At 52.5% G+C, this 26371-nt stretch carries 25 protein-coding genes and 3 tRNA genes; 17 read left to right on the top strand and 11 right to left on the bottom strand.

The annotated features are described in order from the left end of the window. Nucleotides 1-41: 41 nt before the first annotated feature. From TH3_RS09500 to TH3_RS09490, 3 genes are all read right to left on the bottom strand, one after another. Nucleotides 42-1394: a TolC family outer membrane protein gene (locus TH3_RS09500; RefSeq protein ID WP_007089651.1), complete on the bottom strand. Its 1353-nt coding sequence runs from the start codon at nt 1392-1394 to the stop codon at nt 42-44. A gap of 142 nt (nt 1395-1536) precedes the next feature. Further along, the gene (locus TH3_RS09495) at nt 1537-1860 is read right to left on the bottom strand and encodes a rhodanese-like domain-containing protein (protein WP_007089652.1); all 324 of its coding nucleotides are present in this window, start codon (nt 1858-1860) and stop codon (nt 1537-1539) included. A 103-nt stretch (nt 1861-1963) separates the two neighbouring features. Next, nucleotides 1964-2617 (bottom strand): protein-L-isoaspartate O-methyltransferase family protein, encoded by a 654-nt coding sequence (locus TH3_RS09490; RefSeq protein ID WP_007089653.1) that lies wholly within the window; start codon nt 2615-2617, stop codon nt 1964-1966. 294 nt (nt 2618-2911) lie between these two features. Between TH3_RS09490 and TH3_RS09485 the strand changes: the two genes are divergently transcribed. The 6 genes from TH3_RS09485 (at nt 2912) to TH3_RS09460 (ending at nt 7671) form a co-directional block, all read left to right on the top strand. Then, nucleotides 2912-2985 (top strand) — tRNA-Cys (locus tag TH3_RS09485). Nucleotides 2986-2989: 4 nt separating this feature from the next. Continuing rightward, a tRNA-Asn gene (locus TH3_RS09480) sits at nt 2990-3065 on the top strand. A gap of 105 nt (nt 3066-3170) precedes the next feature. Further along, entirely contained in the window at nt 3171-4094 is a 924-nt protein-coding gene (locus tag TH3_RS09475; protein WP_007092572.1) for an aldo/keto reductase, read from the top strand. Between the two features lie 169 nt (nt 4095-4263). Then, a tRNA-Asn gene (locus TH3_RS09470) sits at nt 4264-4339 on the top strand. An 82-nt stretch (nt 4340-4421) separates the two neighbouring features. Then, entirely contained in the window at nt 4422-4739 is a 318-nt protein-coding gene (locus TH3_RS09465) for a hypothetical protein (RefSeq protein ID WP_007092178.1), read from the top strand. Between the two features lie 241 nt (nt 4740-4980). Further along, the gene (locus TH3_RS09460; protein ID WP_007092177.1) at nt 4981-7671 is read left to right on the top strand and encodes a bifunctional acetate--CoA ligase family protein/GNAT family N-acetyltransferase; all 2691 of its coding nucleotides are present in this window, start codon (nt 4981-4983) and stop codon (nt 7669-7671) included. Nucleotides 7672-7754: 83 nt separating this feature from the next. Here TH3_RS09460 and TH3_RS09455 read toward each other — a convergent pair whose 3' ends face one another. Both TH3_RS09455 and TH3_RS09450 read right to left on the bottom strand, forming a co-directional pair. Continuing rightward, entirely contained in the window at nt 7755-8192 is a 438-nt protein-coding gene (locus tag TH3_RS09455) for a MerR family transcriptional regulator (protein ID WP_007092176.1), read from the bottom strand. Between the two features lie 72 nt (nt 8193-8264). Continuing rightward, a complete protein-coding gene (locus tag TH3_RS09450; protein ID WP_139328149.1) occupies nt 8265-9821 on the bottom strand; it encodes a right-handed parallel beta-helix repeat-containing protein in 1557 nt (518 codons plus the stop codon). A gap of 108 nt (nt 9822-9929) precedes the next feature. Between TH3_RS09450 and TH3_RS09445 the strand changes: the two genes are divergently transcribed. From TH3_RS09445 to TH3_RS09410, 8 genes are all read left to right on the top strand, one after another. After that, nucleotides 9930-10373: a hypothetical protein gene (locus tag TH3_RS09445; RefSeq protein WP_007092174.1), complete on the top strand. Its 444-nt coding sequence runs from the start codon at nt 9930-9932 to the stop codon at nt 10371-10373. A gap of 115 nt (nt 10374-10488) precedes the next feature. Next, the gene (gene secD, locus TH3_RS09440; protein ID WP_007092173.1) at nt 10489-13062 is read left to right on the top strand and encodes a protein translocase subunit SecD; all 2574 of its coding nucleotides are present in this window, start codon (nt 10489-10491) and stop codon (nt 13060-13062) included. Nucleotides 13063-13228: 166 nt separating this feature from the next. Next, the gene (locus tag TH3_RS09435; protein ID WP_007092172.1) at nt 13229-14014 is read left to right on the top strand and encodes a DUF4198 domain-containing protein; all 786 of its coding nucleotides are present in this window, start codon (nt 13229-13231) and stop codon (nt 14012-14014) included. Between the two features lie 207 nt (nt 14015-14221). Next, entirely contained in the window at nt 14222-14845 is a 624-nt protein-coding gene (gene cbiM / locus TH3_RS09430) for a cobalt transporter CbiM (RefSeq protein ID WP_007092171.1), read from the top strand. Nucleotides 14846-14848: 3 nt separating this feature from the next. Next, nucleotides 14849-15517 carry a hypothetical protein gene (locus TH3_RS09425; protein ID WP_007092170.1) on the top strand — a complete coding sequence of 223 codons (669 nt, stop codon included), beginning with the start codon at nt 14849-14851 and terminating at the stop codon, nt 15515-15517. Further along, complete coding sequence (gene cbiQ, locus TH3_RS09420) at nt 15514-16290, top strand: cobalt ECF transporter T component CbiQ (RefSeq protein WP_007092169.1); 777 nt, start codon at nt 15514-15516, stop codon at nt 16288-16290. Before TH3_RS09425 ends, cbiQ begins: the two co-directional genes overlap by 4 nt. Beyond that, a complete protein-coding gene (locus tag TH3_RS09415) occupies nt 16272-16931 on the top strand; it encodes an energy-coupling factor ABC transporter ATP-binding protein (RefSeq protein WP_007092168.1) in 660 nt (219 codons plus the stop codon). The genes cbiQ and TH3_RS09415 overlap by 19 nt, the downstream gene beginning before the upstream one ends. Before the next feature lie 61 nt (nt 16932-16992). Next, the gene (locus TH3_RS09410) at nt 16993-17535 is read left to right on the top strand and encodes a DUF924 family protein (protein WP_007092167.1); all 543 of its coding nucleotides are present in this window, start codon (nt 16993-16995) and stop codon (nt 17533-17535) included. 71 nt (nt 17536-17606) lie between these two features. Here TH3_RS09410 and TH3_RS09405 read toward each other — a convergent pair whose 3' ends face one another. Continuing rightward, a complete protein-coding gene (locus TH3_RS09405) occupies nt 17607-18671 on the bottom strand; it encodes a glycosyl transferase family protein (RefSeq protein ID WP_007092166.1) in 1065 nt (354 codons plus the stop codon). A gap of 21 nt (nt 18672-18692) precedes the next feature. After that, nucleotides 18693-19466 carry a peroxide stress protein YaaA gene (gene yaaA, locus TH3_RS09400; RefSeq protein ID WP_007092165.1) on the bottom strand — a complete coding sequence of 258 codons (774 nt, stop codon included), beginning with the start codon at nt 19464-19466 and terminating at the stop codon, nt 18693-18695. Between the two features lie 197 nt (nt 19467-19663). Here yaaA and TH3_RS09395 point away from each other — a divergent pair, with 197 nt between their 5' ends. Further along, nucleotides 19664-19984 carry a peptidylprolyl isomerase gene (locus tag TH3_RS09395; RefSeq protein ID WP_007092164.1) on the top strand — a complete coding sequence of 107 codons (321 nt, stop codon included), beginning with the start codon at nt 19664-19666 and terminating at the stop codon, nt 19982-19984. A gap of 79 nt (nt 19985-20063) precedes the next feature. Here the strand turns inward: TH3_RS09395 and TH3_RS09390 are convergent, their stop codons facing one another. The 3 genes from TH3_RS09390 to TH3_RS09380 form a co-directional block, all read right to left on the bottom strand. Further along, complete coding sequence (locus TH3_RS09390) at nt 20064-20414, bottom strand: DUF1491 family protein (protein WP_007092163.1); 351 nt, start codon at nt 20412-20414, stop codon at nt 20064-20066. After that, nucleotides 20414-21208, bottom strand: a complete 795-nt coding sequence (locus TH3_RS09385; protein ID WP_007092162.1) for a peptidoglycan DD-metalloendopeptidase family protein — start codon at nt 21206-21208, stop codon at nt 20414-20416. Before TH3_RS09385 ends, TH3_RS09390 begins: the two co-directional genes overlap by 1 nt. Nucleotides 21209-21296: 88 nt before the next feature. Then, nucleotides 21297-21782 carry a hypothetical protein gene (locus tag TH3_RS09380; protein ID WP_007092161.1) on the bottom strand — a complete coding sequence of 162 codons (486 nt, stop codon included), beginning with the start codon at nt 21780-21782 and terminating at the stop codon, nt 21297-21299. A gap of 216 nt (nt 21783-21998) precedes the next feature. Between TH3_RS09380 and TH3_RS09375 the strand changes: the two genes are divergently transcribed. After that, nucleotides 21999-22676, top strand: a complete 678-nt coding sequence (locus TH3_RS09375) for a DUF599 domain-containing protein (RefSeq protein ID WP_007092160.1) — start codon at nt 21999-22001, stop codon at nt 22674-22676. Between the two features lie 37 nt (nt 22677-22713). Here the strand turns inward: TH3_RS09375 and TH3_RS09370 are convergent, their stop codons facing one another. After that, entirely contained in the window at nt 22714-23901 is a 1188-nt protein-coding gene (locus TH3_RS09370; RefSeq protein WP_007092159.1) for an MFS transporter, read from the bottom strand. A gap of 386 nt (nt 23902-24287) precedes the next feature. Between TH3_RS09370 and thrS the strand changes: the two genes are divergently transcribed. Further along, complete coding sequence (gene thrS, locus TH3_RS09365; RefSeq protein WP_007092158.1) at nt 24288-26225, top strand: threonine--tRNA ligase; 1938 nt, start codon at nt 24288-24290, stop codon at nt 26223-26225. The last annotated feature ends 146 nt before the right edge of the window (nt 26226-26371 follow it).

Genomic DNA, 26371 nt, shown 5'->3' with positions numbered 1-26371 from the left:
CCAAGGTCTGACAGGGCCCAAAGGCCCTGTCAGCAATCAGGTCAATCCGTTCCCCACCACTGATCCTTGACTTTGTTATAGTTGGATTCAGTGTCATAAATTTCGACCGGAAGGCCGAGAACCTGCGCATTCAAGGCTCCCATCGCCGCCTTGACCTGGAATTCGGCAACCGCTGCGTCACGGCGCGAACCAACAAGGTTCACACGTGCCTGAAGCAGTTCCTGTTCCTGATCTAGAACGTCAAGGACGGTACGCGAACCAACAGAAGCTTCGCGCTGCACTCCATCAAGAGCGACCTCGGCAGATGATACCTGCGCCTGCTGGGATTCGATGCTCGCACGTGCCGTCACGAGGGTTTCCCAGGAACTGGTTGCATTTTCAATCACGGCGCGACGGGCCTCATCAACCTGAACCCGGGCCTGACCGGCTGTTTGCTTGGCCGCACGAACAGATGAATAAACCGCACCTTTCTGATAAAGCGGAACGGTGACCTGTGCGAGTATTTCTGCACTGTCCGAGGTCAGATCCTCCTGCGAGGCTTCGTAAGCGCGCTGCACACCGGCACTCAGATTGACTTCCGGATAAAGCGACCCTTCGCTCAGCCGGATGTCAGACTTTGCCGCATCTTCGGTATACTGGGCCTGAACCACATCAGGATGCTGTTCCTGGGCAATCGCCAGAACATCCGTAACACTGGTCGGAAGCCCCGACAGCGGATTCGGAATTTCAAGATTATCAGGCTTGTTACCCACCAGACGCTCGTACTGGGCACGGGTATTGGCAAGGTTACCCTGGGCTGAGATCAGGTCTGCCTTGGAACCGGCAAGACGGGCTTCGGCCTGTGAGACGTCGGTACGTGTCACTTCACCAACCGAGAAGCGGTCACGCGTTGCTTCAAGCTGACGTTCAAGCACGCGGACGTTATTCTGATTAAGTTCGACAACTGCCGTATCACGCAAAACGTTGAAATAGGCCGTTGCAACCTGCAGCAGCACATCCTGTTCTGAAGAACGCAGGGCCGCACGTGCCGCACGGATACGCGCTTCCGCCCGATCAGTTTCAGCAACGGTACGACCACCACGATAGAGAGGCTGAACAACTTCTGCACCGACAGTATAAGGCGTCAGGCTATTGTCCGTTTCGGTACCATTTTGATCGGTATCCAAGTCCCGGAAGCCAGCTTCGCCCGAAAGCGAAACGTTCGGGCGCCAGTTTGACAGCGCCTGCGAAACCTGTTCATCCGTGGCACGAAGCGACGCACGACCGGATTCCAGCGTCGGGTTGCTTTGATATGCCTTGATCAAAGCTTCTTCAAGGCTCTCTGCAGAGGCCCCATTGGCAACGATGCCACCAGTGGCCAGAATACTGCAGGTCAGCAAGAACCGTTTTAACATTTATCTACCCTTGTAAGATCCTACACCAAGTCCCGACCCCGGCGCAGTTTCGCATATGGTAACGACGGAACGAATATTTTCCAACAAAAGAGGCATTTGTTTGAGAAAAAATAAAAATGCCGACCTTTTCGCCATCAAATTATCAATCGTAACGTGTCATATCCGGGTCGATTTCCAACGCCCAGACATCTATACCGCCAGCAACATTAAAAACATCTTTAAATCCGCGATCCTCAAGCAGCATTGCGGCATGGCGACTGCGAACGCCATGATGGCAAAGAAGTGCGACCGGTTTTTCGGGGGCAAGTTCCCCTGCCCGGTCCGCCAATTCGCCCAAAGGTATATGGATCGCGCCCGCGATTGCGCAAATCTCCAATTCCCAATCTTCGCGCACATCAACAAGTACGAGGGGATTGTTTCCTTCAAGACTTGATGCCAGTTCGCTGCATCGAAGATCGCGCACCATTTACCTGCTTACCTGCTTACCTGCTCTATTTTCCTGATCGGGTTGCTGAACCGGTTTACATAAAATTTTGCCCGGAGTTTTCCCCGGGCAAAACAAAATCATATCAGAACACGAAACTTTCTGCCGGTTCGAACCCGGGAAGATAGGGAATGTTGGCATCGAACAGATCACGATGCCCAACGACCCCGTTTTCACGTTCGTAAAGACGCGCAACACCAACCTTGCCAGGTGCCCGAACGACAACCAGCAAACGCCCCCCCTCGGAAAGCTGATCAAGAATGTTGGCAGGAACTTCGGCAACCGCACCGTCAAAGACGATCACATTATACGGCGACTGCTTGGCGTAACCCTCGGCAAGATTGCCTTCCACCACGATGACATTGTCATAGCTGTGCGCCTGGAATGTCTTTTCAGCGATGGATGCCATTTCCTTATCGCTTTCAACCGCAACCACGGTTTCGGCAACGCGCGAAAGAACTGCTCCCGTATAGCCATAGCCTGCGCCAATCACCAGCGCGACGTCGCTACGTGCAATCTCGGCAGACTGCATCATGCGTGCGATTACCATCGGCTCCATCGCATATCGGCCATTTCCGACAGGAATATCTTCATCGACATAGGCAATGCCACGCTTGCCTTCCGGCAGGAACAGCTCGCGTGGAACCTCCTCCATCGCAGCGATGACCAAGGGATCGGTAACCTTGTTGGTCCGAACCTGATTTTCCACCATGTTATGGCGCGCGATTTGGTAATCCATGTTTATCTGACCTGAAAATTCTCGCGAGAAAAAGCCTGCAACCGGTCTTTGTCCCCAAAACCACGTCACAGATGTTGCCCTGTTTATAGTCAGCACATGGGCAACTGACAACAACGGATCAACGGCAGAGCGGCAATTATTCGCGAAAACATATTGAAAACATATCCAGAATGGATTTATCCGCGCACAAATTGTTTGTTGGCGATCTTCAGATTGTTTTCTGTTTAAAAATCTAAAATTGGGTGCTTGACGGCCTGTATTCGATAGGGCTATACACCGGCCAGCCAACGCGAAGGCGCGATGGCGGAGTGGTTACGCAGAGGACTGCAAATCCTTGCACGCCGGTTCGATTCCGGCTCGCGCCTCCACTAATCCGGCATAGCTCAGTTGGTAGAGCAAATGACTGTTAATCATTGGGTCGCAGGTTCGAGTCCTGCTGCCGGAGCCACAAACCCCTGGAACTCTGTTCCGGGGGTTTGTGCTTTTGTGCCCTGCCCTGCAAATTGCTACCAATAGCGCATCATCCGCCCTGAACTTCGATTAGGATCAATATATGTCATCCCCTGTTTCACGCCGTCACATGGCCAAGGATTTGAGTTTCTCGCAATTGGCGTGGGGCGCATGGCGATTGCGCGACAGCACGGACATCAAAAATGTCGGTGATATTCTGGCATTGATCCACGCCTGCCTTGATGCTGGGATTACCACATTTGATCATGCCGACATTTATGGAGGCTACGGATGCGAAACCTATTTTGGCGAGGCGCTGGCAAAAGCACCAGAACTGCGCAAGAGAATGGAAATCGTGACCAAGTGCGATGTCGCACTGGTCAAGGATGCGCGGCCTGACAACCGGATCAATCATTACAACACCAGCAAGGCGCATATTCTGGCATCGGTTGAAAATTCGCTTCGTAACCTGACAACCGACAGTATCGACATGCTTTTGATCCACCGTCCCGATCCACTGATGATCGCCGACGAGGTTGCGGATGCATTCAACGAACTCCGCCAGTCCGGTAAGGTTCGTCATTTCGGTGTTTCAAACTTTACGCCGTCACAATTCAATCTGTTACAAAGCCGACTAGATACACCGCTCGCCACCAATCAGGTGGAATGTTCGGTTCTGGAACTTGCCACGATCTTTGATGGCACGTTTGATCAGATGCAGCAAAAGCGGATCCATCCGATGATCTGGTCACCACTTGGTGGCGCACGACTGTTCAACGCGCAAAATGATGTGACAGCCGACCGCTTGCGCCCCGTTCTAGAACGAATGCGTGACAAATATAACCTGCCCGGCATCGCCGAAGTTGCAATTGCATGGCTGTTGCGCCTGCCCTGTCAGCCGGTGCCGGTCCTTGGCACCATGAAGACACACCGCATTACTGATGCAACAACATCCTGCGGCGTTCAATTTGATCGGCAGGACTGGTTTGAAATTCTGGTCGCGGCACAGGGGCATCCGGTCCCCTAAGCATTTACAGGCACAGGAAACAGGCGTTCAATTAACCGGAAGGCGACGGGCGATACGATACCGTGAAAAAAGATGGATTTCGGATCATTTTTTCTCAAAAAGGTCTTGCGGGATCAAAGCTGTTTTATTATACCCCTGCCACGCGCTTCGAACGGAGTGCCAACCGTGATCCGGCATAGCTCAGTTGGTAGAGCAAATGACTGTTAATCATTGGGTCGCAGGTTCGAGTCCTGCTGCCGGAGCCAATTAAAAAGGGACCGAACAATTTGTTCGGTCCCTTTTTCTTTTGATATTGCTTTATCCGCCCCAAAACCGGACCTATCGACCATGAAAACAGCCAAAATCGAATTGAAACAAGTGAAACTTGGCACGCTTTCCGGTGCGACTGAGGGCTGGATGATTGTCTGCGAAGACGATGTCATTCATGGCCTTGTGCACCGGATAGATGGTGATCTGTTTACAATTTCCTCTACGACCGATGAACGTATCCAGGCATTTGGCTGGTGCCCGATGTTTGACAGCCTTGCCCATGTTCAAAATGATCTGGAAATAGCGCTGGCCATGCAAAGTGCCAGCGAAGTCGAGGAATGGATTGAACAGTCCGAGCGTTTCGATGACGAAAGTCATAATGGGCATCTGCATTAATTAAAGCCGATTAAATAAACTTGCCGATCAGCAGATGTTTGGATGGCATATGACGGTTGTGCGAAACCGTTATGTCCACAATGCTTTATTGATCCACAGCAAAACAATATACTCTTTGACGAAATATGATCTCGCATCTGCGAAAGCGGATTTTGACAGGTGGCCGGAACAAATATGATGGCCATTCAATTGCCACCGGCCGCGTCATCGCGTGCCCCATGGAAAAAGCGGGAATTCGGTCATGAGCACGATCAATCTGGACCATCTTTTCAAACCAAAATCGGTCGCAGTCATCGGCGCATCCAATCGGTCCCATTCCGTTGGACAGGTGATCATGCGCAATCTGCTGGCAGGCGGTTTTGACGGACCGATCATGCCGGTTAATCCGCACAGCCAGTCAATTGGTGGTGTTCTGGCCTACCCTGATGTTGAAAACCTGCCGGTTGTTCCCGAACTTGCCGTTATTTGCGTCCCCCCCAAAGCCGTTGTGCCAACCATGGAATGCCTTGCCGCCAAAGGCTGCATGGCAGCCATCGTGCTGACCGCGGGTCTTGGTGCCGAACAATATGACGATAGCCGCAGCGTGAAACAGGCGATGCTTGAAATTGCCGCAAGCCACAAAATGCGCCTGCTGGGCCCAAACTGTCTTGGCCTGATGGTGCCGGGTATCGGACTCAATGCCAGTTTCAGTCATCAAAGCATCGGCAGTGGCAAAATCGCTTTTGTGTCGCAGTCGGGCGCGCTTTGCACCGCTGTTCTCGACTGGGCGGCGGCACGCGGCATCGGTTTTTCGCACTTTATATCGTTAGGCGAATGCGACGATGTCGATTTCGGCGACGTGATCGATTATCTGGGGTCGGATCCGAATACGCGTGCGATCATGCTTTATATCGAATCCATTCAGGAACGCCGCGGTTTCATTTCCGCAGCACGCGCCGCATCGCGCAATAAGCCGATCCTTTGCATCAAATCGGGCCGCTTTGCCGAGGGTGCAGCCGCAGCCGCATCGCATACCGGCGCGCTGGCCGGAGCCGATGACGTGTTTGATGCCGCCATCAAACGTGCGGGCGTTCTGCGCGTTTATACAGTTTCGGAAATGTTCTCCGCCGCAGAAACCTTGTCACGTATGCGCCCGTTCCGGGGCGACAAACTTGGCATTATCACAAATGGGGGCGGTATTGGCGTTTTGGCCGTTGATGCCCTGATTGAACGCCAAGGCCATCTTGCCAAGCTTGAAGATAGCACGATCGAGGCGCTTAACGGTGTCTTGCCATCGACCTGGTCACATGCAAACCCGATCGACATTATCGGCGATGCCCCGGGCGAACGATATGCAAAGTCGATTGATGCGGTCCTGAAAGATCCCAATATCGACAGCCTTCTGGTCATGCATGCCCCAACAGCCATCACCGATCCGGTGGAAGTTGCCCAAGGCGTGATTGATGCGATCAAGAACAGCCGCAAAAACATCCTGACCAACTGGGTTGGCGAGGCAACCGTCGCCAAGGCGCGCAATCTGTTTTATGCCGCTGGGATCCCGACATATCGCACCCCGGAAAATGCCGTTGCCGCCTTCCAGCATATGGTGAATTACCGCAAATTGCAGGAAGTCCTGATGGAAACGCCGCCATCAGTTCCGCAGGACTTCACGCCGGAAACCGACAAGGCGCGCCAGATCATCCACACAGCCATTCATTCGGGGCGGGATATGTTGACCGAGCCAGAGGCAAAAGCAGTTCTGGAATGCTATGGCATCAATACGGTCAAAACCGTAGCCGCAGAATCGGTTGATGACGCCATCGAAACGGCGGATGCCATCGGTTATCCGGTCGCGCTCAAGATTCTCTCGGATGATATCAGCCACAAGTCCGACGTTGGCGGTGTGGTTCTGAATATCGACAGTGACGAAGAGCTCCGAGCTGCCGGCAACAAGATGCTGCGGACCGTCAAACAGAAATTCCCAAATGCGCGGGTACGAGGCTTTACCGTTCAGGAAATGATCAAACGTGCTGGTGCGCGTGAATTGATCGTTGGCATGACCACCGATCCAATTTTTGGCCCGGTGATCCTGTTTGGTCATGGCGGGGTCGAAGTTGAAGTAGTCCGCGACCGGGCCATGGCGCTACCACCGCTGAATATGAAGCTGGCGCGCGAGCTTGTGGAAGGAACGCGTATCTATAATCTGCTGCGCGGTTATCGCGATGTGCCGCCGGTCAACCTCGAACAGCTTTACGTCACGCTGGTGCGGCTGTCACAGTTGGTTGTGCATCTTGGCGAGGTGCTTGAACTCGACATGAACCCGCTTCTGATTGATCAGACCGGGGTGATAGCACTGGACGCACGGATCAAGGTGACACCAAAAGTGGTTGGCGATGATCAACGTCTGGCAATTCACCCCTATCCGCGCCACCTGAAACAGGAACTGATCCTTGAAGACGGGACAAAATATCTTCTGCGTCCGATCAAGCCAGAAGACGAGCCAAAGCACTATGAATTCATGTCGAAACTGACACCGGAAGACATTCATTTCCGGTTCTTTGGCTCGGTCCGTGAATTGCCGCATTCGGAAATGGCCCGCCAGACACAACTTGATTACGATAGGGATATGGCATTCCTTGCCATCGTGCCAGAGGGGCCAGAAGCAGGCGATATCCATGGCATTGTTCAGGTCGTAATAGATCCGAACAACGAGCATGCCGAATATGCGATCATGGTTCGTTCAGACATCAAAGGGCGCGGGCTTGGCCGCATATTAATGGAAAAGATGATCGAATTCTGCCGCCAGAAAGGGACAGAAACCTTTATCGGACAGGTTCTACCAGATAACCGCCGTATGCTGACGCTTTGCGAAAAACTGGGCTTCTCGCGCAAATATCTTGCCGATGAGGAAGTGTTTGAAGTCACCCTGCCCTTGCAACGCGACGTCGCCTGATATCGGGTTGATAAATCATGAAAAAAGCCCGGTCACATTGAATTGGCCGGGTTTTTATTTTGCCATCAGACGACATCCAAAAATTACGCGGTTTCAGGCGTCAGTTTGGATTTGATGTGTGCCAATGCCTTTTCTGGGTCAATCCCCTTTTCGCGCAAAGCGTCGGCGGCCTCGCTTTCGATTTTGCGAAGTTCGCCCAAGGTTGTCTGAACGTCTTCAAGCTGTTGTTCCAGTTCGGAAATGCGACGACGCCCGACCAGCATCAGATGCGCCAGTTGATCTGCACCCGACCGTTCAGCGTCATAAAGATCAATATATTCCTTGATGTCTTCAAGCGAAAAACCAAGACGTTTGCCACGCAGCACCAGCATAAGGCGCGCGCGATCACGATAGTTATATACACGCGTCGCACCTGCCCGCTGGGGTGATAGCAGGCATTTGGTTTCATAAAATCGGATAGCGCGCGGCGTGATGTCGAACTCTTCGGCAAGCTCGGTAATGCTGTACAGCTTATCGTTCATGGTTTTTCTTATTGAATGAATGCAATGGTGCAACATCGCAACATTGGTACTTACAAGTCAATATATTTACGCTTACGTCACTTCGCTGCAGGCCATTCCCAAGATTACGACAACGTCGCCAATCCCCCTAGTCCCCTGCATTCGAGTTACTTTCGTTCGTCTTGGTACGAATAAATGCCAAATCAACCGGCACATAGTCCGGACCGTTGAATAGCTTTTGCCGGTCAATGCCCCGGGCCAGCTTTGGGGATCGGATTTCCAGACGGTGCCATCGGGCATTGGGACTTCGAGCGGATCACGGAAACCCTCGGCATATTCGGGCACCAGTTCCAGGTCACCACAAATACCCGCCTTGAATATCGGCCCTGCTGCCGGCCGTGGATTGCTCAGCACACCGGGCCAGGCATCAAATATTGCGGGATAAGTCGCGTGATTGCACACATCACCGGAAAACCGCACACCGCGATCTTCATCCCTGCCAAGATCAAGTTCGTCAGTATGACCAAACAATGTCTGATCAAGCGGCATCAGGTTGATGGGCAAAGTCGCCGGATTGGCATACCCAATGGCATTACGCCGGTTTTGCCACATCCTGGTTGCGCCCTTTTTGACGTATTTCTGACGCAGGAAGAAGCTGTTGTGGAAGCATTCAACAGGCATGATTGGCTGCGCATGGCTTGACTTGCCGAATTTGAAAACGGCACCACCGTTGTTTTCATCACCCTCCGGCCCCGGGCGGCTATCAAACCAGCCGCGATTGCCGAAATAATACCAGTACCCGCCAGCCAGATTATCCTGCGAAAAAAGTTTGTGGCAGTTGTAAAACTGGTTATAGGCCACCCACCAGCCCACAGCAGTTGCTTCGGGTTCAATCGGATTGTCGCGGACGAAACTGAATCGGTTATCAATGATGCGGACATTGCGGTTAAAACTGCCGATCGGCTTTTGCAGATTGGTTGCGGATACATCCATTCGAACGGCGTTATAGCAGTGGCGCACATCGTTTCCACGGATTACGATATCGCCCGCAATGTCATCCGCCCCAAAAAATGCACCGTTCAGGTATCGATATGGTGCTTCCTTGCCCGGAGTGATTTCGCCGTCATGGATCATCGCCCAGTCAAGGTACCGCCAGATCACATCATCCTGAATCCAGTCGCAATTTTCGATGATGATGCGTGATGTGTGCTCGCCCGTCGCATAAAAGGCATATGTTCCGCCCCGGATTTGAAGGTTTTTGAATATCAGATCATTGCTGTCGCGGATATAGACGGCACTCGGCCATGCTCGTTCGATACGGATATTATCAAGACGAATATGGCGCTTTCCGATGATGCGAAACGCCGCGTATTTGGCGCATCCGGGATCGATTGCCGAAACTTCGGGATCAGGCGGACGGCGACCGTCAAGAATGGCACCATATTCACCGCGAATGATGATCGGCTGATCTTCAAGGCCGCTTATCGGGATATCAACCGGTTCAGGCAGGAAATAGTTTCCCGGCATCAAACGGATCAAATCACCAGGTGCACAATTGGCCACCGCATTATGAAGTGTTGAGGTTTCGCGCCAGGTAGAATCGACCCAATGACGCCCGCCATCCGGCGTGACATAAACCATCCTGAGCATTTCATGTTCCCCTTGTTACCTCGATGCCCGATTAGATTTTATTGCCGGGCTTGTGTTTTATCAGACGTCACGCCATATCTGTCGCTGTTTCACCGCTGCCGGACCAATATGAACCAACCACCGAGCCAAGCCGCAAAGGCAATAGATCATCGTGATCGTAGTCAATCCCTGCCGGGTTTGTTGCGCCATGCTGCATTTTGCCTGATTGCTTGCGCGCTTATCCTGTTTGGTGGCGGCACATCCGTTACTGACACGCCAATTTCCGACGGGTCGACTTTCCCCTATCCGTTTAATAGCGTCAATCATGATAGCGGCCCGTCGCAGGCAGTCCTTCCGGTGGCACTGGATCGTGCCATTGCCAGTCCCCGCCAAACCCCGGACGATTTACCAAGCCATAAGCCAACCTTCCCCGATGATGCCGTTGTTGTACCGTCGGTCACACAGCATACAGCCGCCCAACGGGCAAAATGCATCTTTGTGGCAAGTGCAATCCCCACTCATGGCGCTGAAATTCTTCCATTTTCCCCGCGCGCTCCGCCCTTTCGGGTCTGATTTCTCCTACTCATAATCGCGGCACGATATGCGCCGTGTTTCCAGAAATATCAGATGACAGCATAACCGGGTATCAGGTTGGCCCGGTCTGACTGCTGTGCGGAGTTTATTTTTCATGCGTACATCAAGATGGCGCGTGGTTGTCTATAGCCTTGTCCTTCTGACAGGTTTCCTGACAGCCCTGCCAAACCTTTTCACCCCGGCTCAGCTTGCAGACTGGCCCTCATTTTTACCAACACGCCAGGTTGCCCTTGGCCTTGATCTGCGAGGCGGATCGCACCTTGTGCTTGAAATCGATACTGCGGCAATGATCGCCGAACGCCTTGAAATAACGCGCGATGATGTCACAAACGCCCTTCGCAAGGCCAATGTCGACACCAACAGCATTCAGATCAGTAATGATCAGGTGATTGTAAGCCTGTCTGATACCAAGGACCACGATGGTGCCCTTGATGCTCTGGAAGACCTTGCTAATGTGCAGGTTGAAACACCACGACACGGATCAACGGCAGAATTTGTCATTACCGCGCCATCCGATAACAGCATCCATATCGCACTTAGCGAACAGGGCATTCGCAACCGGGTCGACGCCAGCGCCCAGCAAAGCCTTGAGATCATTCGAAGCCGCATCGACCAGATCGGCGTATCGGAACCAACGATCCAACGGATTGGCAGTGATCGTGTTCTGGTTCAGTTGCCCGGCGTTCAGGACCCGTCACAGGTCCGAAAACTTCTGGGCAGCACCGCAAAGCTTGGCTTCTATATGCTCGCGGATCGCAGCAGGACCGATAAACGCGACAGCAGTGTACTAACTTTGCAGGACAAGGACGGGCAAAGCTATCACTTGCATCGTACTCCAGCCCTTTCGGGCGATCATCTGACAGATTCCCATGCCGGATTTGATCCGCAAAGCCATCAACCAGTTGTCAATTTCCGGTTTGATACGGCCGGTGCGGCAAAGTTCGCCGATATCACACGCGCCAATGTTGGAAAACCCTTTGCCATTGTTCTGGACAACGAAGTCCTTAGCGCACCAGTCATCCGGGAAGCGATAACCGGTGGTTCGGGCCAGATCAGCGGCAGCTTTACGGTTGGTGAAACGGTAACACTTTCTGCACTTCTTCGTGCCGGGTCTCTGCCCGCACCAATGACCGTGATCGAAGAACGGACCGTCGGCCCCGACCTTGGTGCAGATGCCATCGAAATGGGCCTTTATACCGGCTTGATCGGTTTGGCTCTGGTAACCGGACTGATGTTTTTGCTTTATGGCCGCTGGGGGCTTATCGCCAATCTGGCATTGGGGCTTAACGTCATACTGACATTTGGTGCGCTTGGTCTTATGGGGGCAACGTTGACCCTGCCCGGGATTGCCGGGATTGTTTTGGGGATCGGGCTTGCAGTTGATGCCAACGTTCTGATCAACGAACGTATCAGGGAAGAAACCAAAAGGGGCCTTTCGGCGTTCATGGCGCTCGATTCCGGGTTCAAGCGTGCTTATGCCACGATTGTTGATTCCAACATAACAACCCTTATCGCAACCGCCCTTTTGTTTGAGTTCGGGTCCGGCCCGGTGCGTGGCTTTGCCATCACCATGGGTCTTGGCATCGTGATTTCGATGTTTACCGCGGTTGCCGTGGTTCGGGTCATCATGACCGAAATCGTCTGGCGCACCCGTATGAAAAAGCTCGTCATTGAACCGCTTTGGCGTTTCATGCCCGAAAAAACCAGCATTTCTTTCATGCGGGCACGTTTTCTCGGCATCGGAATGTCGCTTTTGCTGTCTGCTATTTCAATCGGATTGTTCTTCAAACCCGGTCTTGATTACGGGGTTGATTTCAAGGGCGGCATTCAGGTTGAAGTTGCCAGTGGCAGTGCGAATAACGGTAACAGCCCGCTTGACCTTGGAGCCTTGCGACAGGAACTTTCGACATTGGGGCTTGGCGATGTCAGCCTTCAGGATATCGGCAAGGATGGCCATATCCTGATCCGGGTTGAACGTCAGCCAGGCGGCGAACAGACACAGACAGCAGCCGTCGAGACAGTTAAGAAAGCCGTGCAATCAATTGATCCGGCAGCAGATTTTGAACGCACAGAAGTCGTTGGTCCCAAAGTCAGCGGTGAATTGGCCCAATCTGGTGTCAGCGCTGTCATCTTCGCAAGCCTCGCGATGCTGTGCTATATCTGGTGGCGGTTTGAATGGCCATTTGCCGTTGGCGCGATTGTGACATTGATCCTTGATGTGACCAAGACCATCGGCTTTTTCGCGATTATGGGGCTCGACTTCAATCTGACGGCCATTGCAGCCCTGCTCACCCTGATCGGCTATTCGGTCAATGATAAGGTGGTGGTTTATGACCGGATGCGTGAAAACCTGCGGCTTTATCGAAAAATGCCGATGCGTGAAATCATCGACATGTCGATCAACCAGTCACTTGCCCGGTGCCTTTTCACATCTCTGACAACCCTTTTTGCGATGGTGCCAATGGCGATCTGGGGCGGGTCTGCCGTTGAAAGTTTTGCCGTTCCGATGGTGTTCGGCGTTGTGATTGCCACGACATCGTCGATCTATATCGCGGCACCAATCCTGCTGTTCCTCGACACATGGCGACAGAAACAACGCCAGAAGCATGCGCGACTGGCATCAGAAACCGACATTGATGACAATCCCCTGATAAAGGCATCCAGTTAACAAGACCATATGACCATATCGAAACCGGCTTTCATCGCCGGTTTCGATAAATCCCAGAGAATCATACGTTTTAAAATATTTTATGAAACATCTTGTTTCAATGGATTGACCCGGCAAATCGGTCGCCATAGGGTACGGCATCATTCCAGTTTCACAGGACAGAAAGATGTCGATTCCTTTCCGGTTTATCGTGACCGCGGGCTTTTCATTTGGGTTGCTGATCGGTGCCCAGCATGCTGCACAGGCCCACTTCCAGAAGATGATCCCGTCAACCAACGTGGTCACTCAGGAAACCGGTCGCGATATCGAGGTCGACCTGACCTTTACCCATCCAATGACCAATGGCCCGGCAATGGAAATGGCACGGCCGGTTCGGTTTGGCATTCAGACCAACGGCAATAAAACCGATCTTGGCGACAGTCTGGTGGCAAAGACGGTCGATGGCAAAGCAGCCTTCGACGCCACTGTCCATATTGATCGTCCCGGCGGATACGCGCTTTATGTCGAACCGATTCCCTATTTCGAACCGTCCGAGGGTAAATACATCATCCAGTACACCAAAACGATCATTGATGCGTTTGGTGCCGGTGAAGAATGGGACCAGATGGTTGGCTTCCCGGTCGAGATAGAGCCCCTGACCCGCCCCTATGGCATCTGGACAGGTAATGTATTCAGCGGGATTGTCCGTCATAACGGCGAACCGGTACCGTTTGCCGAGGTCGAGGTTGAATATGCCAATGACGGCAGCATCACACTACCAAACGAAAGTTTTTCAACGCAGGTCATCAAAGCCGATGGCAATGGTGTTTTCAACTATGCCATGCCCCATGATGGTTGGTGGGCGTTTGCCGCCTTGGTCGAAGATGGCACGATGACGGCCCCAGGATCGGATGATCAGGTCCCAGTCGAACGCGGCGGTGTTATCTGGGTTAAAACCGACCCAATGGACTGACTTTCGAGCAACACGCCAGGCCTGTCATACTTATTTGTAAAAAATATGAAACCCGCTTGACTTCGCGACTGCGAAATCGCTACGATTTTCAGGTAGGATTTATGACCTGCCTGCCCCACCAGAACAAAATGCACACGTAAATTGATCCGTTTGCAGGCCAGTCCTGTAGACGTCAGGATTGCAAATGCACTTAACAGGGATTTGACCATGCACATCGTCGATGGAGCCCTATCGAGTGAAGTCGTTGTAGCCGGCGCCGTTTTTGCGGTTGCAGGTATCGGTTACGGACTTCGTAAAATCGATATTGATGCGATGCCCCGTGTGGCGATGATGAGTGCGGTTTTCTTTGTTGCTTCCCTGATCCATGTTCCTGTCGGGCCAAGCAGCGCACATCTTATCGTCAATGGCTTGGCAGGGTTGATGCTGGGCTGGGCTGTTTTCCCGGCAATATTCATCGGACTGTTATTGCAGGCGGTTTTCTTTGGTTTCGGCGGCATCACCGTTCTGGGTGTAAATACAATCAACATCGCCCTGCCTGCGGTTTTGATGTGGTGGCTGGTTTCACCGTTTCTGACACGTGCCGAAGGTAAATCGATCTTGCTGGCAGGTTTTGTCGCCGGGTCCGGTGCCATTGCCCTTTCAAGCATAATGGTTGGCCTGTCACTTGCAGCCAGCGGGCAGGAATTTGTTCCAACCGCAAAGCTTGTGGTCATGAGCCACATACCGGTCATGGTGGTTGAAGGTATCCTGACCGCAGCAGCCGTGCATCTTGTCAAAAAAGTCCGTCCGGTCATGTTGGCCCCCGTCGGCTCGCTTCGAAATGCGGCCTGATCGATGCCGCGATTTCCCGTTTTATGCGTATTTTCTGTTCTGATCGGCACGCTGTTCATATCCGTCAATGCCCAGGCACACAGCCTGCATGTTTTTGCGATGGGAAACGGCGACGTCATCGACGGCTATGCCTATTTCGGGGGCGGTGCCCGGCCACATGATGCGAAAATCCAGCTTCTCGATGATACAGGTCGCGTTATTTTTGCCGGAAAGACCGATGATCAGGGTGAATTCAAACTTCGCGTCAGCCACAAACAGGATTATGTCATCGAAGCCAATTCCGGTGATGGCCATATCGCCAGCTTCGAAATCAATGGTGATGAGCTTTCCAGTCAATTGCCCTCAGGAAATGAAGGTATCGATGTTCAGGTCAGCCAGATTGACACAGCATCCTCGTCTCAAAACGAAAAAACACATCCCCCATCGACAATCATTGCCACGGATAGTTCCAACACAACGGTCACCCTTTCGCGGGACGAGTTGGACAACCTGATTGATGCGGCTGTATCCCGTCATGTTCGGCCCTTGCGCGAACAGCTGGTTGCCTATGAGGACAAAGTCCGATTCTCCGATCTTCTGGGTGGGATTGGTGTCATCGTCGGAATATTCGGGGCCTTTGCATGGTTCAGGGCCGGAAAATCACGGCCCGATCAGCAGAATGAAAAACCATGATCGGGGCGACAAATGTCCTTGTACCGTCACGATCCAATTCAGTTCTGTCACGGATTGATCCACGCTGTCGTTTGCTGGCAGCTCTCGCACTGATCGTAACAGCCGTCAGTTTTTCAAGCTGGCAACCATTGGCAATGCTGGTTCTGGTCGCTGCGATCATTACCGGTTTTGCCAAACCCAACTGGTCCAGAACACTTAAAATGGTTTTGACCATGGATGGCTTCATCCTTGTGATGCTGATCATGTTGCCCTTTACCGTGCCCGGTGATGTGATATTCACCCTTTGGAGTTTTGACGCCAGCTATCAGGGACTGTTCCAGGCCGTGCTGATCGCGCTTAAGGCAAATGCTGCGATACTTGTTCTGATTGCACTGATGGGCGGAATGGATGCAATCCTTCTGGGGCGGGGTTTGCAGGGGATATACGTTCCGGCAAAGCTGGTGACGCTTTTCATGTTTACCATTCGCTATATCGATCTTTTGCGGCGGGAATATCTGCGCCTGCATGTTGCCATGCGGGCACGCGCCTTTGTCGCGCGTAACAATCGTCATAGCTGGCGCAGTTTTGGATATTTACTTGGGATGCTGTTGGTGCGCAGCCATGATCGTTCAGAACGCATTCTTTGGGCGATGAAATGTCGTGCCTATCACGGTCATATGCATTTCGGCTCCCTGCCCCGGTTCAGTCCTCAGGATTATCTGTTTGCCAGTGCCCTCATCCTTTTCACCGCTGCCCTGATCGGGTTGGAGGTCGCATGTCCGCCGCTGATCTGATCACAGTCAAAAACCTGCATTTCACCTTCCCCACCGGGCGCAAGGTCTTGAATGGTGTGGACCTGTACCTGCGGACCGGTGAAAGATTGGCCCTGATGGGGGCGAATGGCGCTGGAAAAAGCAGCCTGTTGCATTGTCTGATGGGTTTAGTCACAGCAGAGAATGGCGAGATAGCCATTCTTGGGTCAAGATGCGAAACAGAATCAGAATTTCGCGCCGTTCGCGGCCGGGTTGGGTTGCTGTTTCAAGATTCCGATGATCAGCTTTTCTGCCCGACCGTTCTTGAAGACGTGATGTTTGGCCCGCTTAACCTTGGTCAATCGCGCTATGATGCGCGAAAAATAGCTATGCAAACGCTAGCTGATCTCGGACTGGGCGGATTTGAAACCCGGATCACTTATCAGCTTTCCGGTGGTGAAAAGCGACTGGTTGCACTTGCAACAGTTCTGGCGATGTCGCCCGAAATCCTTCTGCTTGACGAGCCAACCAACGGGCTTGATGCCGATGTCGAGCAACGTCTGATCGCAATTTTGCGCTCTTTACCGCAGGCGATGGTGATCATTTCCCATGATCATCTATTTCTTGATCATGTCGCAACACGTTCCGTTCGCCTTCAGGATGGCGTTATATCCAAAGCCTGACTTGCTGGCATTTGCGAGCTCGCCTATGCTTCAGCAATCTTAAAAGAACGGGAAACGCCCCATGAAACCTGAATCCATTCTTGTGTTCTGGTTCAAGGAACTTGAGCCTAAACAATGGTTTGAAAAAGACACTGCAATTGACCGTTATATCGCAGAACGATTTGCTGATTTTCATGCCGCCGCGGCAGCCGGGGAATTGTATGGCTGGCGCAAAACCGCACATGGCCGACTGGCTGAAATCATTATTCTGGATCAATTTTCTCGCAACATCTATCGCGACAAACCGGAATCCTTTGCCTCCGACCCTATGGCACTCGCTCTGGCACAGGAAGCCATTGCACATGGCTTTGATACCAAACTGACCAAGCCCGCCGAAAAATCCTTCCTGTATATGCCCTACATGCATTCGGAATCAGAAGCCATTCACGAAATCGCACTGGATTTGTTTAACCAGCCGGGCCTTGAAAACAATCATGGCTACGAAATCAAACACAAACGGATCATTGATCGTTTCGGTCGCTATCCGCACCGTAATGACATTCTGGGGCGGACATCAACGCCAGATGAAATTGCGTTCCTGAAAGAACCAAACTCTTCATTCTGAAAATAACAAAAGGGGATGGCTCGTCTCACCATCCCGTGATTTGATTTCGCAGTCACTCATAACTGCGATTTTTAACCGATCTTGCGGTCACGTTTTTCCCACCAGCCATCAACCAGTGCTTCGGCTTCGTCCATGTAGTCGGCCTTGCCTGCAAGGAACGCCCCCATTGCCGCACTGCCTTTGATGCGCGCAATCGCGGCACTGTCTTCGACCTCGCCGCGCCATACGGCCATAAAATGCTGCAAGGTCACCGGGCTGTTGTCTTCATCGTCCTTTTCAGTCCGCGCCAGAAGTGCCGGCCAGCGAACGTCGCTAAGCTCGCCATTGTCAAGCATACGAAGATCGACATGCTTGAACGGTGTGCGTTCCGCCTCACCGCCGCCGCCCTTGATGACGCCAATACGCGGTAATTCCAGAAGCTTTCCCGTTTCCCGGTGAACATCAAGAAACGCCGGATGGAATACGCCAAGAAACGCCGCACGCGCCTGCAACGGATTAAGCAGACGCAGCAGGGTATTGACCGGACTGCGCAACCCCAATAAAGGCCGCAGACCAATCAGCTCCTGCAATTTCGGATGGATGTGGCGCAGCGGCAAATAGGCAAAGCCCTTCGACGCAATATCGGAACGTGCTTCGTCGGCCGACATCGCCAAGGGCAATTTTAGCGTCTTGACCGCAACCTCGGTGCTCACACCGTTGGTCAGGTGCGAATTATAGCCATGCATCAGAACCGGAATACCATTCCGCGACAGCAACATCGCCGACAGCACGAACCACGGCAAACCGCGCGAACGCCCTGCCGCATAGGATGGCCAATCCAGCATCGGATGACATTTTTCCGGAATCAGGCTTTCATCGTCCAGCTCAAGCCGCGCGGCCTTGCGAACGGCTTCGATCATGCCTGCCAGTTCTTCGGGCGTTTCGGCACGATAACGCAGCATCAAAAGAAACGCGCCCAGTTGGATCGGTTCCACCTCGTCACGCAGGATCATTGAAAAGGCTTCAAATGCCTCTTCGCGCGTCAGGCTGCGTGAACGCCCCGGTCCACGGAAGAAAGTCCGCAGATATCCGGAAAACGGATGAGCTTCCGGCAGATGGTTGTCATCTTCAAGCTGCTCAAGATGGTCGTCGGTCATACGATCGCACCACTTCTGTTATCAGTTATGTTCGCGTGTAAATATCCACTCGTTATCATTCGACTGATCTTTTTGATAGCGATAACCGTCCATATCGAACGATTTAAGGTCCTCGGGCTTTTCCAGACGATTGTCGATCATGTAACGCGCCATCATGCCACGTGCACGTTTGGCCGAGAAACCAATGACCTTGCCAACACCGGCTTTGACTTCCTTGAAGACCGGCGTGATCACCGGACCGTCAAGCACATCTTCTTTCACCGACTTGAAGTATTCATGCGATGCCAGATTGATCAGGCTGCGGTTCTTGTGATCAGCGATAATAGTATTGATCTGTCTGGCAATCTTATCACCCCAGAATGCATAAAGATCCTTGCCACGTGGGTTCGAAAGTCGGGTTCCCATTTCAAGACGATAGGGCTGCATCAAATCACGCGGTTTCAAAAGACCATAAAGGCCCGAAAGCATCCGGAAATGGTTTTCGGCCCAGGCGATATCTTTTTGATCCATCGTGTCGGCATCAAGACCGACATAGGTATCACCACGGAACGCGTAAATTGCCGGCTTGGCGTTTGTGCGATCAAAAGGCCGTGAAAAATGCGCAAAGCGCTGATAATTCAGATCAGCAAGATTTTCACTGATCCCCATCAGCTTCATCAAATCGCTGCGGCTTTTTTTACGCGCAACTTCAATAAGTTCTTCAGTATCGTCGAGAAATTGCGGTTCTGAAACGGCCATTTCAGGTGCATCCGTTTCGAAATCAAGTTTCTTTGCCGGAGAAACGACAGCAAGCATTAAAACGCCTCTTCTCTTTCATCTCTGATCATTTTGTCGTAACAAGCCACAAGGCATGGAGAAAGTCTAGGGCCCAAGCCCATGTACACGCGTATATACGCTTGTGCATCGGTTTGGACCCTTTGCATTCCCCATAGATTTCTAATCTTGCAGAAAATCCGCAGGGTGCAACCCACCTGTGGAAGAAAGGACGAGTTATGAGTGAACAAGTTCGCGCGTCGCACATTCTTCTGATGTATGCTGGTTCGGCACGCTCCAGTGCAACCCGCACCAAAGAAGAAGCGCTTACCGAAATCAACGCGCTCAAAGACCAGATCGCCAATGGTGCTGACTTCGGTGAAGTCGCCAAAGCAAACTCTGACTGTCCTTCCGGTCAACAGGGCGGCGACCTTGGCTTCTTTGGACGTGGCATGATGGTTCCGGAATTCGATGCCGCTGCTTTCAACATGGAAGTCGGCACCACGTCCGACGTGGTGGAAACCGATTTCGGTTACCACCTGCTGCAGCGCACCGCCTGATTGGCCCTCGCCAAAACACCAAAGGGCTCGCAACATCTTGCGAGCCCTTCTTGATTTAGCACTTCGGAAATCTCATCCATCAAAAATCGACCAGTGGCGCATCAAGCTCGTATTCGCCCTTGTGATCCTCGATCTCCAGCACCCAGACATCGCGATCAAATTTCACCTGTTTGCGCCAGTATTCGTCGCAGGCGAACTCGGTCTCGCGTCCACCATCCGCGCCACCGGCCACCTGCATCCAGCCCATATCGCCATCAAGTGTCGTCACCCGCGAAAAGACATAGCATCCGGCCGCAAAACGATTGAGCTTCAGCAGCACCGCACCGGCATCTTCATTGCCCATGTGCACCACCATCGCCGTAATCAGCTTTGATTGGCAGATCGCAATCTGCCCGCGAACCCAGATGCCAGCCTTAAGCCGTGGCTGCATTACTGGTCCCCCCGCTTTGCCGTCACATTTTCAGGCATTTGAAGGATCAGATTGGCATTTGGACAGATGCTTTCCCAGATTTCCCATTCCGATGGCTTTGCCGCCCCAAAATAATCTCCCTTTTTACCCAGCATATCGAAAATAATCTGAAAATGAAGATGCGGAATCCAGTCGCCATTAATCGGGAAATCGCCAAAAGCACACAACAGATGGTCTTTTTCCACGGGCTGTCCGATATAAAGACCCTCAAGCGATTCACGGCTGAGGTGACCATACAATGTATAGAAAGTCACATCCGGTTCCGGATTGTGTTCAAGGATGATGGTCGGCCCATAATCAAGATGCAGATTGTTATCGGCAAAGCTGTGGACGACGCCATCAAGTGGCACATAAACGGGCGTACCCGCCGGGGCGAAAAGATCAATGCCAAGATGCTGGCTGCGCGCCTCGCCATCATTTTTGAATTGATCGGATTGATAACATATCCGGTCTTCGCGATAACGACCGACACCTACCGGCGCGTTGGCATCCGCCATCTGCTGCCACATGATTTCGGTCTGGCGCGCCGGATCGCTGGTACCACCAATCACCACATCGTCATTGCTTGAAAAGTCATAAACGATTTTAGCACAGCTTTTCAGATCGCAATCCAAGACCGACGCGAAATCAACCTGATGATCAATGATCCATTGGCGAAGTCGCGGTGCATCCGCCACCGGTTCCTGCCCCTTTGCGTAACGATCAAGATAAGACTGAAGACGTGCAGACGCGTCATCAAGAATGGCTGTGGTCACAATGGTGGCTCCGGCAAAGAAAAAGGCAGGATGAAAACACCCTGCCTTTGCCTACATGATATTTTGTCATAAGGGCAAGTCCCAAGACTTACCAGTTGGTGACTTCGTACTCGCACGCGACATCGTCATCATCGGTATCGGTCAGTGCCACCGTCAGGCGACGCATCTGCGGATTAAAGCGTTTAACGAAATTCAAAAGCACCAGCGCTTCTTCGGAAAGATCCCCGGCATCTTCATCGTCTTCATCAAGTTCGCACAGCTCTACCAATTCAAGGAACAGAGCCGCAAGCGCACGTTTGACGTCTTCGCCGCCTTTAAGACCACCGGTCAATTCACCAAGCGGGCCCAGATCAACATCAAGCTTGCGAAGCGTCTTGCTCATCTGGTCGATGGCATCTTCGTCCAGAACCATCTCGGCCGCGATCATGTGCGTGCCGACTTCATTGATGTTCAGGAAACCGATAAATTCGAACAGATCGTCCTTGTTACGGCCTTCGGCCAGAAGCTGTTCGGTGTGCGCTTCGAATTCTTCGAAGTCGATGTCTTCGCCAAGATCGTTTTCGAGGTCGCTCATGTCGCTCTCCAGTGAAAATTTGCGCCGCTCATACTCTGTATCGGTGAAAAACACAACCCGCACCGGGTCAATAGGGATCAGACATGCATGGATCACAGATCGGAATGAATACAGGAAACATTAAACCCAATTGCGAAGAAACATGTATCCTCAGTAGGATGAAGTTACAGGCCGCCGTGTTTTACGGTCGAAACGAATTTAAAGACGGATCACATTATGCCCGAATTTACGTTACTCGACATTGCCGCTGTTAGTTGGGCATTTCTCTGGTGGGTGGGCTATACCATCTTTGCCGATGCGAGTTCGCGACGGCGTAATTCGATTTCGGCACATATGGCGCGCAATCGGCATCGCTGGATGGAACAGATGCTTCAACGTAATCTGCGCATGGTTGACACCTCCATCGCGGGCAACCTGATCACCGGCATCAGTTTCTTTTCATCGACTACCATTCTGGTCCTGATTGGTTTGATCGCACTTCTTGGCTACACCGAAAAAGCAATCCAAACGGTATCCGCCCTGCCCTTTGCCGTCGAAACAACGGCAGCAGTCTGGGAATGCAAGGTCGTGCTGCTGATTCTGATCTTTATCTATGCGTTCTTCAAGTTCACATGGGCATTCCGTCTGTCGAACTATTGTTCGATCCTGATCGGTGCTGCCCCGGACCCAAGCGCACCGGATGCAGCCAGGGCAGCTGCCCGGGCATCACGCATGAGCATGATGTCAGCGCACAATTTCAATCGCGGCATTCGCGCCTATTTCTTCGCGCTGTCAGCACTTGCGTGGTTCTATCATCCGGTCGCGTTCATCATCGGCGCCGCATGGGTTACGCTGGTTTTATACAATCGGGAATTTCGGTCCCACGCACTTGATATTCTTGCCGGGCATCACTGACACGAAAAAGGCCGCATCAAGTGGCCTTTTGCAGTTTTCAAGCCGGTTGATGACGGCGGCGCAACGCGTATCCGGCAAGCACCAACATCACCAACCCAACCGGCAAGGCCGCCGAATACAGCAAGGTTGACCATCCCGCCCCAGCATATATCGAGCCAGCTGACAATGATGCAATGGCAACAGTACCAAACACCACAAATTCATTGATCGCCTGTACGCGGGCCTGCTCCGCCGGACGATAGTTTTCGGTCAGGAAGGTGGTCGCGCCAACGAACATAAAATTCCATCCAACCCCAAGCAGCACAAGAGACGGCCAGAAATTGTCGATCAAATCCTCCCCGGCCAAACCGAATGCGAGACAGATCAGATTCAGCACCGCCCCCACCTGAATGATGCCAAGGGCACCAAACCGGCGGATCAGGTTGCCGGTAAAGAAACCTGGCGCATACATACCCACCACATGCCACTGAATGATGAAGGCGGCATCGCCGAACTCGTAATTGCAATCAAGGATCGCAAGTGGTGTTGCTGTCATGACAAAGCTCATGACCGCATAGCCAAGTGCCCCGGCAATCATTGCAACGATCACGGCAGGTTGCCCTATCACCACTCTGAGCGGACGCGCCGGTTCATCATGCTTGGTGCCGCGCATATCAGGAAGGCGCAACTGGCTGATCGCCAGAACCAGCAGAAATTGAATCCCGATCAGTGCCAGGAAAGTTCCGAGAAATGGCACCGTATCAAACCAGTTGCGTGCAAAACTTGCCAGGTTTGGTCCGACGAAGGCAGCAGCAAGCCCGCCCAGCATGGTCAGTGAAATCGCACGAGAACGGAATTCCGGCGGCGCAGCCTCGGCTGCGGCGAAACGATATTGCATGGCGATGGCATTGGCAGACCCGATGCAGGCGCAAGCTACACACAGCAACCAGAAATTCCCCCAATAGACCGTCCCCATGCCTGCCACGGCACCGACCATGCCGATACCAGATCCGATCCAGAACCCGACACGGCGACCGAACCTGCTCATCATCAATGCCGACGGAGCGGTCGTCGCCATCATTGCAATCATGGTGAATGCAACCGGTAACGTAGAAAGTGATTTATCTGGCGCCAGCGAATAACCGATTACGGCTGCAACCGTAAACAGCAGTGACATCGCGCTCGCCGACAGGGCAACACATAAACTTAAAAACAGAACATTTCGGCGCACTTCGGGACTGGACATACGGGGCGTACTTTCATCAGGCTCTGGCGTGGTGGCGCCGTTTCAATCTGGTGTTTTTGCAAACTACAAGAACAAGGAACTGCTGTAAAATATTAACCGGGTTACGGCTTGCCCTGCTCTCTTTTGATGCTATATTGGCTTTTCAATTAACGGGATAGCATCAATGCACGGCATGGCCGACGATAAATTGATGGAATGCACAATCACCGCATGTCTTTCGGGCAACGCGGCTTTTTGTGTTGTTTCCCCGGTCGCTTTTTTCAAAGAGCGAACTTGACCTCATCCTGAAATTCCTTTTCTTGTGCCTAAAGCCCGCGTAAATATGCGGGTTTGAAAAATGCGCACATGACATTTATGCCCGCAGATAAAGCAGAGTTGAGCCAGACATGATTGCCCTGACCCTTCCGGACGGCGCCGTACGCGAATTTGACGGTCCTGTATCGGGTTTCGATGTTGCCAAAAGCATCAGTCCCTCGCTGGCAAAGAAATCCTTTGCCATCATCGTTAACGGCGAATTGCGCGACCTGTCGCGCGAAATCGATACTGATGCCGCCATCGAAATCGTGACCAAGGGGCACAAGGAAGTTCTGCCGCTGATCCGGCATGACTGCGCCCATGTCATGGCCGAAGCGGTTCAGGAACTCTATCCGGACACGCAGGTCACGATCGGCCCGTCCATCGAAAACGGTTTCTACTATGACTTTGCCCGCAAGACGCCCTTTACGCCGGACGATCTGATCAAGATCGAAAAGCAGATGCACAAGATCGTCGAGCGGAACGAGAAAATCGAACGCGAAGTATGGGATCGTAACGAAGCGATCAAATTCTTCCTCGACAAGGGCGAAAACTATAAAGCCGAGATCATCCGCGATCTTCCGGAAACCGAAACCATCACCTGCTATCGCCAGGGCAATTTCATTGACCTGTGCCGTGGCCCGCATGCCCCGTCGACCGGCAAGATCGGCAAAGCCTTCAAACTGATGAAGGTTGCCGGTGCCTATTGGCGTGGCAACTCGGATAACGAGATGCTGCAACGTATCTATGGTACCTGCTGGGAAACGCAGGAAGACCTCGATGCCTACCTGCACATGCTTGAGGAAGCCGAAAAGCGTGATCATCGCCGCCTTGGCCGCGAAATGGACCTCTTCCACATGCAGGAAGAAGCACAGGGTTCGGTTTTCTGGCACGACAAGGGCCTGAAGCTGTATCGCAAGGTAGAAACATATATCCGTGAACGTCTTGATGCCGAAGGTTATCAGGAAGTGCGCACACCGCAGCTTGTTGACCGTATCCTTTGGGAAAAATCCGGCCACTGGGAAAAGTTCCGCGAGAACATGTTCACCACAACCCCGGATGAAGACGACCCGGAAAAGGTTCTGGCTCTCAAGCCGATGAACTGCCCGTGCCACGTGCAGATTTTCCGTATGGGCAGCAAATCCTATCGTGATCTTCCGCTGCGTATGGCTGAATTTGGCTGCTGCCACCGTAATGAACCGTCCGGCGGCCTGCATGGCATCATGCGTGTGCGTCAGTTCATTCAGGATGACGCGCATATCTTCTGCACAGAAGACCAGATTGTCTCGGAAACCAAGATTTTCTGTGACCTTCTGAAATCGGTTTACAAGGATTTCGGCTTTACCGACATCCTCGTCAAATTCTCGGACCGTCCGGAAGTCCGTGCCGGTTCTGATGAAATCTGGGACAAGGCAGAAGCCGCCCTTCGCGAAGCCGCCGAAGAAGCTGGTCTGACGCTTGAAATTAACCCGGGCGAAGGCGCGTTCTATGGGCCGAAGCTTGAGTTTGTTCTGCGTGATGCGATTGGTCGTGACTGGCAGTGTGGCACGCTTCAGGCCGACTTCGTACTACCTGAACGCCTTGACGCGTCCTATATGGGCGAAGATGGTGAAAAGCATCGTCCGGTCATGCTGCATCGCGCGATCCTTGGCTCGCTCGAACGCTTCATTGGCATTCTGATCGAAAACTATGCCGGCCGCCTGCCGCTTTGGCTGTCACCTGTTCATGCCGTGATCTGCTCGATCACCAACGAAGCCGATAGCTACGCAGAGGACGTCAAAAAAGCACTTCGGGCCAAAGGTTTGAATGTTGAGCTTGATCTTCGAAATGAGAAGATCAGCTACAAGGTTCGCGAACACAGCCACGCGAAAATCCCGCTGATCCTTGCTCTTGGCAAACGCGAAGCAGAGGAAAAAACAGCTTCGGTCCGTCGCCTCGGTTTTCAGCATCAGAGAACCATGGGGATTGATGAGCTGGCCGAAAACATGGCGACCGAAATCCGTGATCGCGTAATCGAAGCCGATTTCTGATCGCCTGCCCACTTCAAGGCAAAACCACAAAGGCCCGCATGTTTTATTGCGGGCCTTCGCATTTTGCGTATTTCAGAACGGCACAGCAAAACCAAAGGTTTTAACACTCGTTTGGCAATCGCCACCTAATTCAGAGCTTTGGAATA

Source organism: Thalassospira xiamenensis M-5 = DSM 17429 (assembly GCF_000300235.2).
Classification (GTDB): Bacteria; Pseudomonadota; Alphaproteobacteria; order Rhodospirillales; family Thalassospiraceae; genus Thalassospira; species Thalassospira xiamenensis.
This window is presented reverse-complemented; position numbering and strand designations above follow the sequence as displayed.